Raw genomic sequence first — 12,554 nt, forward strand, 5'->3', positions numbered from 1 at the left:
CGCTAACCTGCGAAGAACCTTTTTTATTGGCTCAAGATTGTCAGCGTTGTGTCAAATATGAATAACGCTGCTTTTAAATCAATTGTATCTTTTATTGCTGTTATATATTGTCGTCGTTTCTACCATTTAGGACTGTTTTGAATTGTTGAAGTTGGGCGCGCGTTTAGTGTTGATGCTGTTTGTACTGAGTTTTGGCTTAGTGAACAGTCATGGCTATTCGTTTCCAGCGAAGCCTTTTCAAATTGCCACTTCAAGTAGTCACTTGTGTCAGCAACTGGCGCAAGCTTCTCAAAAAGACGCTTTTGAAAAACGACACGCGTGTGAACAGACCAAGTTAACTCCTCCCGTGGAGGATGGCTCGCACTATCATGATTCTGAATCGAGCCTTCAAGCCAGCACGTTTCGTCGAATACTCAGCAATGAACAAGACGGTTCAAGTGATATCGAGCCCGTCTATCACCTGCTGATTGACTTTTCTCCCCCTTCTTTACTGGCTTCGCTGTTAGCGACAACCCCGATGTTGGACCTCAAACAGCATTGGACCAGTATTATCAGCTCTCCGCCTTCCCGCTTGTCTGGGTGGAAAGAGGGCAATATCCAATATTCACACTTCCGAGAATTTCTTAGCTAATCGTTTGTCCTGATTGGTCGTATCGACGGTCCCTTGTTCCCGTTGTTCTAGCCAATCCCCAAAACAATTCGCGAATGTACTCTGCTGCCACTCAATCTGCTTGACCTAGTTGCGGTTAGCCATCGTTCGCGTTCGCAAAACTTAGTTAAAAATAAGAGATCTTGACTGTGAAAAAACGCATTCCAAGAAAACAAATCAACCACTACGCAAAGTGGAAATACGTGGTACTTATCACCACCATTATCATCATGATTCTGAGCGCTTTACCGTCTTGGTATGGCGAAGATGCCTCGGTTCAAATCAACAATCGATCTGAGCAGACCATCGACGCGACGCAGGTGACTCAATACCTGGCGAGCGAAGGCATCCAAGCTAAATCGGCTTATCAGAAAGACAAGCGTTTAGTCGTGATCTTAGAAGATGCCGAGCAGCAAGCAAAAGCCAAAGAAGTGCTGAATGAGCGTCTGCTTGATACTGCAACCGTCGCGCTAGCAATGGAGCCAGCGGCACCAAAATGGCTGACTGACATGGGCTTCGCACCGATTCAGCTAGGTCTTGATTTACGTGGTGGTGTGCAGTTCTTACTAGAAGTAGATATGGAGCCGGTTTACCACGCGCAAGCTCAAGCTATGGTTGACGAGATCACAAGCCAAGTGCGTTATGCCCGCGGCAAAGTGGTCAACAACCAAGTGGAATTTAACTTCCGTACCGATGCAGACTTTGAAAAAGCGCAGAAGCTGATTCGTGAAGAGTTCCCACAATGGTTACGTGACAGCTCGGACAAAAAGCTGACTCTGACGCAATCTGAAGATGAACAACGCACGCTTCGCAACCTAACGGTTCAACAAAACCTCCAAATCATGCGCAGCCGTATTGAAGAGTTAGGTATCACCGAAGCCTCAATTCAACGCCAAGGTGAGAGTCGCATTCGTATCGAATTGCCGGGTGTACAAGATCCTGCAGCTGCAAAAGACGTAATAGGCGCGACGGCTTCATTGGCGTTCTACTCGGTTTACGACAACCCAACGCGCAACACTCAAACGTTAAAAGATACCGACGGTAACCGTGTGGTTATCGCTCGCAAAGCAGTATTGAGCGGCGAGCACATCATTGATGCTCGCAGTGGCATTGGTGAAATGGGCAGTGCAGAAGTTAACATCACCCTAGATTCAGCGGGTGGTAAGAAAATGTCTGAGTTCTCTCGTCATAACATCGGTAAGCCAATGGCGACCGTGTACAGCGAGTACAGCCGAGACAGAGCTGGTAACAGCGAGAAAACCAGTGAAGTGATCAGTGTTGCGAATATCCAATCTCAATTAGGTAGCCGCTTTAGGATCACGGGTGCAGGCACTATGGCTGAAGCGCAAGAGTTGGCTCTGTTGCTTCGTGCTGGTTCATTGACTGCGCCTGTGACCATCATTGAAGAGCGTACCATTGGCCCATCTTTGGGGGCAGAAAACGTGACCAACGGTTTTGCAGCTCTAGCACTTGGCCTTGGTCTTACTCTGACGTTTATGGCGCTATGGTATCGCCGCCTTGGTTGGGTCGCGAATGGTGCGCTTATCCTAAACATGGTGACGCTATTTGGTCTGATCGCATTGCTACCGGGAGCGGTATTAACGCTGCCGGGTATTGCGGGCTTGGTATTAACCGTTGGTATGGCGGTGGATACCAACGTACTTATCTTCGAACGTATTCGAGACAAAATGAAAGAAGGGCGCAGCTTCGCTAGCTCTATCGATCGTGGTTTTGATAGCGCGTTCTCATCAATCTTCGATGCTAACTTCACCACCATGATTGTCGCTGTCGCTCTTTACACCATTGGTAATGGGCCGATTCAAGGCTTTGCTTTGACACTGGGCTTAGGTCTTCTAACCAGTATGTTTACGGGCATTTTTGCTTCACGAGCGATCATCAATTTGGTTTGGGGTCGTGACCAACGCCACGATGTAAGGATTTAAGCATGAGTACTTCAAAAATGACTATGTCAGACCGCTATTTTTTAGACAGTAATATGACTCTTCTGCGCAAGGTGATGTCGGTAATCTCTATCGTGCTGTTCATGAGCTCGGTAATGCTGGTGGCCGTGAAAGGGTTTAACTGGGGCTTGGATTTTACAGGTGGTGTGGTTGCTGAGGTTCAGCTCTCTGACCAAGTGACCAAAGATGCGCTTAAAACCGAGCTTGATGCCGCTTTCCAACAAGACGTGCAAGTGGTGGGTATGGCAGAACAAGACCGCTGGACCATTCGTTACAGTCAATTGACGGAAGCATCGCAAACAAGCCTAGTTGATGCCTTGGCATCGGTGAGTGACCAAGTGAAAGTGCTTAACAGCAGTGTGGTAGGCCCTCAAGTCGGTCAAGACATGGTTGACCAAGGTGGCTTGGCGGTATTGGTGTGTTTCTTAATGATCATGCTCTACCTAAGTGTCCGATTTGAGTGGCGTTTAGCTCTAGGTGCTCTGGCTGCAATCATCTACGACGTGACCATCATCTTCGGTTTGTTCGCTTTGACTCAATTTGAATTTAACCTAACAGTACTGGCGGCGGTGTTAGCGATTCTGGGTTACTCACTCAATGACTCGATCATCATTGCTGACCGCGTCCGTGAGATGCTGCGTGGCAACCCTAACGGCGATACTGACAACCTGCTTAACGAGTCAGTCAAAGCAACGTTCTCTCGTACTATGGTGACCTCAGGTACGACGTTGTTGACGGTATCAGCGCTTTGGTTGCTTGGTGGCGCGGCGCTACAAGGTTTTGCGATTGCATTGGTTGTGGGTATCGCGAGTGGTACATGGTCTTCAATTTCGGTTGGTATCACGCTTCCGAAATTACTTGGCTTACAGCCTTGTCACTACCAAGTAAAGCCGGTTGATGAGTTGGAAGATAGCCGTCCTTAATCCAATACGCTTCTCATTGAGCATTTAGAGTTCGACACAACAAATGGCCCCAAGACTGGATTCGGTTTTGGGGCCTTATTTTTAGTGTGGTCAATAGGTTAGATAAAGTGACTCTATTTCAAAAATCTGCACATTGGCGCAGCACCTCTATCCAATATGACTTATGTTTATAAGATGTTAGTTGGAAATGAGGCAAAGCAATGGAATATCGACATCAATGTCATGTAGGCGATCACGGGGATGCACTCAAACATCCAGTATTGAGTGAGTTCGTTAAAATGCTCATGCAGCAGCACTCAAGTTTGACTGTGATTGATACGCACTCAGGGACTGCGCGATACGACCTAACCACAGCGCCGAGCAATCATGCGGGCGAATTTGCCGAAGGCGTCGGGTACTTGTGGCGCAACAAGGGCTACTTACCAAGTGCTTTCTCATCATTTATCTCGATCTTGGAATACTACAATCCTAATCAACTGATAACTGACTATCCTGGGTCGGCAGCGATTGCTTATCAGCATGGGCGCAGCCAAGACAACTTCTACTTCTCCGATATTCAGCAATCTGAAGCAGATTTGTTGCGTTCAAATATCGAAGAGATCCAGCAACAGCGTGGTGTCTCAAGTGCGTTGCATGTCAGTGCTGGAGATGGGTTGAAAGCACTTCCAGAAGTCGTTGCCAAGAGTGACAGACATCAATTAGTAGTAATAGATCCGCCTTACGAGAGTGACGATGAGTACCTTGCGGTTATCGATGCGCTGGCCAAGGCCTATCAGAAGTCAGATAAGGTGTCGGCGTTAATTTGGTACCCGCTGTACACCGAAGATAAGAGCTCGCTGATCCTCAGCCACTGCTTTGATGCAATGCAAGCGGAAGAGTTGCCGAACCCAATTAAGGCTGAGTTAAGATTGCGAGATCCGAAAGGGGATGACCGCCTGATAGGTAGTGGATTGCTGCTGTTTAATCCGCCGCAGGGACTTGCAGGCAAGGTCGCCGATATTCTGGAGTTTTTGCATCGAGATCTGGCAACCCACGGCGAAGGGTATTGGCAAATGCGTGGCTTAGCATAACTAAGTTGACATAGCTAAGCGAACACTGTGCTAATAAGTCATTGTAAAAGATAAGGTTTTAATTGACCTGACTCTAACTTACAAAAGTTGATTAATTCTCGTTAATCATTTAAAACTGAGACTTACAAACGGAGAGTTGCCCAAATTCAGGTTTGAATTGCGACACACTTAAACAAATAATCTCCATTTAATCTATGCAGTTTACCCCCTAAACAGCATTAGGCTCGCACTAGTCACGCGAGCCTTTCTTTTGCCTGTCGTTTAGCTTTTACACCGTTTGAGGCTCTTCTAACGTTGGATAATCGATATAACCTTTTTCTTTGCCGCCGAATAGAGTGGCGCCATCGAGTTGTGCTAGCTCACTGCCGTTTTGCAGGCGTGATACCAGATCGGGGTTGGCAACAAATGGGCGACCAAATGCGACGAGATCCGCGTAGCCTTTGCTTAATACTTCTTCGGCGCGTTGTGGCGTGTAGCCGCCTGCGACGATAATGGTGTTAGAGAATAACTCTCTTAGCTCGACTCGGAAGCTTTCAGGGATAACCGGTGCATCATCCCAGTCGGCTTCTGACAGGTGCAGATAAGCGATATCACGAGCTTGCAGCGCTTTCGAAGCCTCTAAAATTGTTGGCACTATGTCTGGGCAGTTCATGTCTTTGAAGGTGATGAATGGCGCCAAGCGCACGCCCACTTTGTCTGCACCAATTGCATCAATGACGGCATCCACCACCTCTATTAAAAAGCGAAGTCGGTTCTCACGGCTTCCACCATAGTTGTCGTTGCGCTTGTTTGAGTTGGTTCTTAGGAACTGGTCAATCAGGTAGCCATTACCACCGTGGATCTCGACACCATTAAAGCCTGCTTCGATGGCTTTCTTTGCTGCGTTCGCAAAATCTTGAACCACTCGATCGATGTCTGCTTGGGTCATCTCTCTTGGTTGGATGCAATCGACCATATTGCCGTTGCCATTCTCATCAGAAATCCACACCTGAGTTTCTATCGGAGCCAAAGCTGACGGTGCTATTGGCAGTTCGCCCTTTTGAAACGTCGGGTGAGATACGCGGCCGACATGCCATAGCTGGCAGAATATCGCTGCACCTTGGGCTTTGGCAGCTGTTGTTACTGACTTCCAACCTTCGATTTGTGCATCGGTATAAATGCCGGGAGTGAACGAATAACCTTGAGAGTCATCAGAGATCTGCGTCGCTTCAGTGATGATAAGCCCAGCGCTAGCACGTTGTCGGTAATAGGTCGCCATCATGTCGTTTGGTACATTGCCCGGTTGACTGCTTCGAGCTCGGGTCATGGGTGCCATCACCACACGATTTTGTAGGGCTAACTCTTTTAATTGCGTCTTGTTGAATAATTTAGTCATGTTGAGAATTCCTATTTTCTGCTGATAGGGATCATTTTATTTATTCGATTAATTTTGATAATTGTCTAAAATATGAATTCATTATTCGGTTGATATGAACAGTGCAGCGAGGAAGAAGTAGCATGGATAAGTTTTCAGACATGGCGATGTTCGTCAGTATCGTTAAGCATCAAGGGTTGGCTGCAGCAGGGCGGGAGCTAGGTTTATCACCTGCGACCATGACTGCAAGGCTACAAGCACTGGAAGAGCGATATGGCGTGAAGTTATTGAATCGAAGTACTCGACATGTGTCTTTGACCGATTCTGGCGAGCTGTATCACAAGGCGTGTTTGGAGATATTAGATAACGTTAGCGAAGCCGAAAACCTGATTCAAAATGGCGTCAAAGAGGTTAAAGGCCCTTTAAAAATTGCCGCGCCGAAAGACATCGGTAAGCAGTACATTCTTCCGATTCTCTCTGAGTTCTGTCAGCAGTATCCTGACGTGATCCCTTACCTGTATTTGAACGATAACCTGTCGAATATTGCAGAGTCGGGTATGGATGTGGTGATTCGTTACGGAGAATTGGTCGACAGCAGTTTGATATCAAGACGTTTATCCCCGAGCCGACGTGTGCTGTGTGCTTCTCCTGAATACCTTGCTAAGCATGGAACACCATTAACGCCGCAAGACTTAGCAGACCATGACTGCTTGGCAATGCTTCGCAGCAATGAAGAGCTCAAGACATGGCACTTCCAAGATCACGATATGAAGAAGTCGATTACCGTTGTGCCAAAGCGATTCTCAGACGACGGTGAAGTGATTCGTTACTGGGCACTAAAAGGCGAGGGTATTGCGCTCAAATCTGTGTTGGACGTGCAAGATGACATCAATAACCAACGCCTTGTCACGCTGCTCAACGGCTATATGAAAAACTTCAACACCTCGACCTCTGTATCGAGCGCCGACTTGAATGTGGTGTACATCAGCAAGAAGTATCAACCTAAGCGAATTCGACTGTTTTTGGATTTCCTAATCGATAATTTTGGTCGTTTGACCGATAAATCAATTAATTAACTCGATATGACAAAACTCTCGAACTGAAAACGGGACTGCGGACAGAACTGACTGAACTGGTTATGATGTGAGCAATACATGGATGTTACTGGAGAGAACAATGAAAATAGTTGGCAATACGGTGATCAAACCATTTCATAAAGCGACCTGTCACTGCGGTGCGGTGGAGTTAGAGCTCAGCCTGCCTAACGGAATCGAAAAGCCACGCCGTTGTGATTGCTCTATCTGTCGTCGCAAAGGGGCGATTGTTGGCTCTGTTGCCTTGGATGGCATCAAGATCATTAAGGGCGCAGAATATCTGAAGTTATATCAATTCAATACCAACACCGCGAAGCACTACTTCTGCTCGAACTGCGGTATCTATACCCACCATCAACGTCGCTCTAGCCCAAATGAGTATGGATTCAACATTGGTTGTTTAGAAGGGGTGAACCCTTTTGATATTGGTGATGTCGTGACCAACGACGGTGTGAACCATCCTGCGGATCGCTAAGGAGAAAAGTATGTCTGATTATGGTGCCCTGATTCGCTGGCAGAAAGGCGACGATGAGGTATTTAGCGATAACCAATACAGTCGCGGGCATACGTGGGAGTTTGATGGTGGCGTTATTGTACCTGCGTCGTCATCGCCTCATGTGGTGCCACTGCCACTCTCTGTTGAAGAAAATGTTGATCCTGAAGAAGCCTTTATTGCGGCGATTGCCAGTTGTCATATGCTGACCTTTTTGGGCATTGCAGCTAAACGTAAGTACGTGATCGAGTCTTACGTTGACGATGCGATAGGTGTTCTTGAAGAGGATAAAGCAGGGCGTGCTTGGGTGAGTCATGTTACGCTTAGACCCCAAATCCAATTTATTGGTGATAAGCGCCCTACGGATAAACAGCTCGAAAAGCTGCACCATCTGGCGCACAGTAACTGCTTCATTGCCAATTCTGTAAAAACCGAGATCACGGTAGAGATAGACTCGTAACCCACACTATGTTTTCAGTTGTACTAAATAGCTTTGTCCACCGCGTGCCAGATAAAGCGCAGGTGATCGCCCTAGCAGCCGAGAGTGGCTGTCAGTTAAAACGCATTAGACGCTCTCGGAATTGGATGTTAACGGGGGAAGAAGCGCAGCTACATAAATTAAGGGAGCAACTTAGCGATGCTCCCTTACTTTGGGTGGTGACTGCGATTGACAAAGTATTACCCAAGCCAACGGTTTGTTTGCAACAACTGCTTCAAAACTCGCCTTCGATGACCGTCGCTCAACTAGTCAGTGAATCTGGCTGTTCACTCGCAGAAGCGCGCATCGCTATTGATGATTTTGAAGGGCTGTAAGTTCTCGATTTCCAGCCCATACTGTCTTTTTGTCACTGATTGAGTGTACAGTTAACCCAAGCCCCATCTTGATTGTGCGATTCTACCGTTGCGTCAGAGAAGCGAACGCCTTTGGCTCCGGCTTCAACGCGCGGAAACTGAAGCCAATCTGCGGGCGTATCTAATCCATCTTTATGTGCAGCGACAGCAAGCGCAAATTCAGTGTAAAGGTTTGCCCAAGCTTCTAATGCACCTTCAGAGAAACCGCGAGCTAAACGGGTTAAGCGTTCAACTTCTGGGAAAAGTTCGCCGCCTTGACCACGTGTTAATACTTTGTCTGCATCGCCAAACTTACTGTATTTGAGGCGTTCTGGGTATTCCATATCCCACTCTAGCCCACCTTGATCACCAAACACACGTAGCCTCAGGCCACCGCGATTACCTGAAGCAAGGCGTGTTGCCATTAAGGTACCCGGAATTGCACCATCGTATTTGGTCATCATAATGACGGTATCTTCGAGCTGTTTTGGAGCACCACAGACGTGCATTTGCGCCAAAATATCGGTCATTTCGAGTCCTGTTACGAAGTTAGCGAGGTTTTGGGCATGAGTGCCGATGTCACCAGTACAGCTTGTTGAACCACTCTTTTTAGGGTCTAGGCGCCACTTAACATGCTCTGCCTGAGAGATATCTTCGTTCATCATCCAGTCTTGCATGAACTCAACATGTACTTGATTGATGTTGCCTATGTAACCCTTTTCGACCATGGCTTTTGCTTGACGAATCATCGGGAATGCCGTGTTGACAAAGGATACGCCAAACACCAAGCCTGTTTGTTGTGTTAAACGCATAAGATCCATTGCCTGATCAATCTCGTTGGTCAGTGGTTTATCGCACAATACGTGGATCCCAACCTCTAAGAATGCCTTGGCAGCATCGTAGTGCAGGTGGTTTGGGGTGGTTATCATTACAGCATCGACACCATCTTCACGTTGAGACTCTTTCTCGGCCATCTCAGAAAAAGAGCTGTAACAACGATCTTCATCGAGGTACCACTGTTGCCCTTTCTGTTTGGCTTTAACTGGGTCGGATGAGAGTGCTCCTGCACAAATCTCCCAGTAATCGCTCAAACGAGCAGCCGACGATTGAGTTACCGATATTCGACCGCCACCCACGATACCGAGGCGAAGTCGTCGAGATAGTTTTGGAAATGGGCCTGAAAAAGTTAAATCGCTCGGTAGCAACTTAGACGTCATGGTGTTCTCCTATGCGCTGATCGCGTCTTGTTGTGATTGCTGTTCTTTCGTCGGTTCAAGTTCCATCTCTATTGCCATGAATACGCCAGGAGTGATGGTTTCGTACTGATGCCAAGGATATTGACCTTCTTGGTTGTACATCGGCTTGTGGCTGGCTCCCGGTGCGAGAGTATCTTCTAAATAGAGGGTAGAGATATCTTTCTCAAAGCATTGTTGCATCTTGCCGAAGCCAACGATTTGAGTATGAATCTCGCGTAGGTGATTGAAGCCGACGTGCGTCTGATGCAAGCCTACTGTCAATGGAACACTGCCTGCGTGATACATCGAGAAAGCGAAGTCGCCAACTTTCTCTTTAGGCGACATCCAAAACTGAATGCCCTTCAAACGTTCTTCTTTGCGCACATCGTAGGCAAGAGGCCAAGTTTGCTGGATGTCTGAAAGCAGAGCTTGTTCATCCGCGTAGGCGTCAAATCCTTCAATCAAAATGACACGTTCGATATTGGTTAATGTAATGTTCTGTACAATTTTTGACTCATAAAAGTCCAGTGCTTGGGTGTTCACTGTAAACGGTGAGTCGGCAAGGTTGAGCAAAATTGCTGCGTTATCAATAGCAAGGGTGGCCTCATTCTCGACCAGTGTTGCTTTAAAGAAGGGTTTAGCAAAACTCATTTCTCTTATTGGCATGATTAAGATCCTTTTATTCTGTCGTGGCGGGTTGCTGTTTGTTTTGAACGCTGGAGGTTACGTCAACACTTTCTGAGTATGGAAAGTCGGTCGGTAGCGCAGCAGGCACATCACAACGAGTCTCGATATTCTTGAAGGCACGGCTGTCACTTGATTGAATGATGCTCTCCATCACTTCACAGACATGAAGGGCCAGCTCACCACTTGCGCGAGGTGCTCGTTGGTTGATAGCTGCATAAGCTAGGTCGACCAAGCCGAGTCCTCGAGAATCTTGATCGTGGTTATGGAGGTTTTCTGCAACTCGCCAGTTTTCAAGCCCTTGCACTCGTGGTCGATAGCTCCAGCGAGCATCTTGACGTGTTTTGTAAAGCACTTGTCCGCCAAAAATATTGGTCCCATCTGTCGGATCTGGGTCAGCAATGCAGAGAGTACCTTCAGTGCCATAAATTTCTAAGCGAGGCAGCCGTGAATCCCAAATATCAAAGCTGGTCATCATGGCGCCAGATAAACCACTCTCGAAATCGAGCAAACTGGTGATGTGAGTATCAACTTCAACATCAATAAACTCTCCAGCTCTAGGCTGTGACTCAATCTCACGCTGTTGGAAAGAGCGTTGAGCGAGCCCTGCCACCTGTTTGATTGGACCAAGTAACGCTATCATTGCGGTTAGATAGTAAGGGCCAAGGTCAAAAAGCGGGCCGCCGCCCGGCTTGTAGTAAAAATCAGGGTTAGGGTGGTGGCGCTCTACGCCGTGAGTGCCTACAAATGCGTTTACCCCAATTGGTCGGCCAATCAGCCCCTCGTCAAGCAAACGCTTACAAGTCTGTACTCGGCTGCCAAGGAAGGTATCAGGTGCATTGCCGACCAATACGTTATTGCGCTTTGCTTCCTCAAGAATGAGTTGCCCTTCAGCTAAATCGGTAACGAATGGTTTTTCAGAGTAGACGTGTTTTCCGGCACGAACCGCTGCTAGTGAAATCTCGCCGTGCACAGCGGGAATCGTCAGGTTGAGCACAGCATCAATGTTAGGGTCTTGAATGATCTCCTCAGGGGTGCACACTTTGGCGATATCGTATTGTTGTGCTTTGGCTCGTGACTCTTCGATATTTAGGCTGGCACACGCAACAATATCGATAATATCGAAACGTTTGCTGGTTTTTAGGTAGATATCACTAATTACACCACAGCCGATTAGGCCAATACGCAGTGGGCGAACTTGTTTATTTGTCGTCATGATTCTGGCCTCGTGTTATTGGTTGGCTGTCGCAGATTCAACAGATTGTTGCGCTGAGTTCATCCACTGCTTGTCGATTTTGGTCGAGAGCCAAGAGATCATTTTTGGTTGAGACGCTTGGCGGAAGGCGTCTAGCTCTTCTGATGTCAGTGTGGTGACTTGCATACCGTTCTTAGTTAAGGTTTCTAGACCCTGCGCAGAATTAATCTGTTGAATGGCGCGGCCCACTGTCCCTGCAACTTTAGATGCTCGAGTGATGATGGCTTTGTCGCTGTCACTTAACCCTTGGAATAGGTCATCATTGATTACGAGGAAGTCAGCACTGTAAACATGGCCATCAAGTGTGATGTGATCTTGTAGCTCGTAGAGTTTCTTTTCGACAATGACGCTGACGGGATTTTCTTGACCATCAATCACGCCTGTTGTTAGGGCTGCTGGAAGCTCAGGAGCTGATATTGGCGTCGCATTTGCGTTCAGAATCTTCATGAACTCAATGAAAGACTGGTTTGGCATTACACGAATTTTCATGCCAGCTAGGTCAGTCGGCTTCTTGATGACTTTCTTTGAGTTAGTGAAGTGACGAAAGCCAGTTTCGCCATAAGCTAGGGTTCTCAGGCCTGTCTGTTTTAAACAATGTTCAGCTAGTTTTGCGCCAAATTCACCGTCGAGCACTTCCCAAGCGACAGGTGAAGATGGGAATAGGTATGGAACTTCAAGCACAGCGGCTTCCGGACAGACTTTAGAAAAAGACCCTGAAACGATCGTCATCCCTAGCATACCCTCTTGGACTGATTGCAGTAGTTCAGTTTCACCGCCCAGTTGTCCTGCTGGGAATATTTTCACACTAATGTCACCACCAGACTCTGCCTCGACAAGATTTTTAAAGACCTGCGTTGCGGCCCCTTTTTTCGAGACTTGCCAGTTTTGCGAATCAACGTGGCCGATACTGATTTCAGTTTTTGCTGCTAGAGCAGTATGAGAGAAGCTAAGTGTTGCAAGCAAAGACGCTGCGGTTGCTAGTGCTGTTTTGCGAAATTCCATTAT

The 12,554-nt window shown here is 47.4% G+C and carries 12 protein-coding genes and 1 pseudogene; 8 read left to right on the top strand and 5 right to left on the bottom strand.

Annotated features, from left to right (window positions below; translation table 11 throughout):
• Positions 1-343: 343 nt before the first annotated feature.
• The 4 genes and pseudogenes from KI743_RS24665 to rlmJ all read left to right on the top strand — a co-directional run.
• A pseudogene (locus KI743_RS24665) lies at positions 344-631 on the top strand (hypothetical protein); the annotation flags it as partial.
• A 161-nt stretch (positions 632-792) separates the two neighbouring features.
• Positions 793-2,592 carry a protein translocase subunit SecD gene (gene secD / locus KI743_RS19465; RefSeq protein ID WP_285467807.1) on the top strand — a complete coding sequence of 600 codons (1,800 nt, stop codon included), beginning with the start codon at positions 793-795 and terminating at the stop codon, positions 2,590-2,592.
• Between the two features lie 2 nt (positions 2,593-2,594).
• The gene (secF, locus tag KI743_RS19470; RefSeq protein WP_285467808.1) at positions 2,595-3,533 is read left to right on the top strand and encodes a protein translocase subunit SecF; all 939 of its coding nucleotides are present in this window, start codon (positions 2,595-2,597) and stop codon (positions 3,531-3,533) included.
• A 200-nt stretch (positions 3,534-3,733) separates the two neighbouring features.
• Positions 3,734-4,603, top strand: a complete 870-nt coding sequence (gene rlmJ, locus KI743_RS19475) for a 23S rRNA (adenine(2030)-N(6))-methyltransferase RlmJ (protein WP_150868265.1) — start codon at positions 3,734-3,736, stop codon at positions 4,601-4,603.
• A gap of 268 nt (positions 4,604-4,871) precedes the next feature.
• Here the strand turns inward: rlmJ and KI743_RS19480 are convergent, their stop codons facing one another.
• The gene (locus tag KI743_RS19480) at positions 4,872-5,978 is read right to left on the bottom strand and encodes an alkene reductase (RefSeq protein ID WP_285467809.1); all 1,107 of its coding nucleotides are present in this window, start codon (positions 5,976-5,978) and stop codon (positions 4,872-4,874) included.
• Between the two features lie 122 nt (positions 5,979-6,100).
• Between KI743_RS19480 and KI743_RS19485 the strand changes: the two genes are divergently transcribed.
• The 4 genes from KI743_RS19485 (at position 6,101) to KI743_RS19500 (ending at position 8,357) form a co-directional block, all read left to right on the top strand.
• The gene (locus KI743_RS19485) at positions 6,101-7,033 is read left to right on the top strand and encodes a LysR family transcriptional regulator (RefSeq protein WP_239916194.1); all 933 of its coding nucleotides are present in this window, start codon (positions 6,101-6,103) and stop codon (positions 7,031-7,033) included.
• 100 nt (positions 7,034-7,133) lie between these two features.
• Complete coding sequence (locus KI743_RS19490; RefSeq protein WP_285408319.1) at positions 7,134-7,526, top strand: GFA family protein; 393 nt, start codon at positions 7,134-7,136, stop codon at positions 7,524-7,526.
• Positions 7,527-7,536: 10 nt separating this feature from the next.
• Positions 7,537-8,004 carry an OsmC family protein gene (locus KI743_RS19495; RefSeq protein ID WP_285467810.1) on the top strand — a complete coding sequence of 156 codons (468 nt, stop codon included), beginning with the start codon at positions 7,537-7,539 and terminating at the stop codon, positions 8,002-8,004.
• A gap of 8 nt (positions 8,005-8,012) precedes the next feature.
• Positions 8,013-8,357 (top strand): ribosome recycling factor family protein, encoded by a 345-nt coding sequence (locus tag KI743_RS19500; RefSeq protein ID WP_285467811.1) that lies wholly within the window; start codon positions 8,013-8,015, stop codon positions 8,355-8,357.
• 32 nt (positions 8,358-8,389) lie between these two features.
• On the opposite strand, the gene KI743_RS19505 is transcribed toward KI743_RS19500, so the two are convergent.
• The 4 genes from KI743_RS19505 to KI743_RS19520 are packed head-to-tail and all read right to left on the bottom strand — an operon-like array spanning position 8,390 to position 12,551.
• Positions 8,390-9,592 carry a Gfo/Idh/MocA family protein gene (locus KI743_RS19505; protein ID WP_285467812.1) on the bottom strand — a complete coding sequence of 401 codons (1,203 nt, stop codon included), beginning with the start codon at positions 9,590-9,592 and terminating at the stop codon, positions 8,390-8,392.
• Positions 9,593-9,601: 9 nt separating this feature from the next.
• Entirely contained in the window at positions 9,602-10,276 is a 675-nt protein-coding gene (locus KI743_RS19510) for a hypothetical protein (RefSeq protein WP_150896965.1), read from the bottom strand.
• Between the two features lie 13 nt (positions 10,277-10,289).
• Positions 10,290-11,510: a Gfo/Idh/MocA family protein gene (locus KI743_RS19515; protein ID WP_285467813.1), complete on the bottom strand. Its 1,221-nt coding sequence runs from the start codon at positions 11,508-11,510 to the stop codon at positions 10,290-10,292.
• A gap of 15 nt (positions 11,511-11,525) precedes the next feature.
• Positions 11,526-12,551 (bottom strand): DctP family TRAP transporter solute-binding subunit, encoded by a 1,026-nt coding sequence (locus tag KI743_RS19520; RefSeq protein WP_285467814.1) that lies wholly within the window; start codon positions 12,549-12,551, stop codon positions 11,526-11,528.
• Positions 12,552-12,554: the final 3 nt, after the last annotated feature.

Source organism: Vibrio sp. D420a, assembly GCF_030248625.1.
GTDB lineage: Bacteria > Pseudomonadota > Gammaproteobacteria > Enterobacterales > Vibrionaceae > Vibrio > Vibrio fortis_A.

What these genes read in the sequence shown, in the direction of transcription:
- KI743_RS19505 (WP_285467812.1), bottom strand. Translation starts at nt 9,592, where the DNA reads ATGACGTCTAAGTTGCTACCGAGCGATTTAACTTTTTCAGGCCCATTT.
- KI743_RS19485 (WP_239916194.1), top strand. Translation starts at nt 6,101, where the DNA reads ATGGATAAGTTTTCAGACATGGCGATGTTCGTCAGTATCGTTAAGCAT.
- KI743_RS19495 (WP_285467810.1), top strand. Translation starts at nt 7,537, where the DNA reads ATGTCTGATTATGGTGCCCTGATTCGCTGGCAGAAAGGCGACGATGAG.
- KI743_RS19490 (WP_285408319.1), top strand. Translation starts at nt 7,134, where the DNA reads ATGAAAATAGTTGGCAATACGGTGATCAAACCATTTCATAAAGCGACC.
- KI743_RS19480 (WP_285467809.1), bottom strand. Translation starts at nt 5,978, where the DNA reads ATGACTAAATTATTCAACAAGACGCAATTAAAAGAGTTAGCCCTACAA.
- KI743_RS19500 (WP_285467811.1), top strand. Translation starts at nt 8,013, where the DNA reads ATGTTTTCAGTTGTACTAAATAGCTTTGTCCACCGCGTGCCAGATAAA.
- KI743_RS19520 (WP_285467814.1), bottom strand. Translation starts at nt 12,551, where the DNA reads ATGGAATTTCGCAAAACAGCACTAGCAACCGCAGCGTCTTTGCTTGCA.
- KI743_RS19510 (WP_150896965.1), bottom strand. Translation starts at nt 10,276, where the DNA reads ATGCCAATAAGAGAAATGAGTTTTGCTAAACCCTTCTTTAAAGCAACA.
- rlmJ (WP_150868265.1), top strand. Translation starts at nt 3,734, where the DNA reads ATGGAATATCGACATCAATGTCATGTAGGCGATCACGGGGATGCACTC.
- KI743_RS19515 (WP_285467813.1), bottom strand. Translation starts at nt 11,510, where the DNA reads ATGACGACAAATAAACAAGTTCGCCCACTGCGTATTGGCCTAATCGGC.
- secF (WP_285467808.1), top strand. Translation starts at nt 2,595, where the DNA reads ATGAGTACTTCAAAAATGACTATGTCAGACCGCTATTTTTTAGACAGT.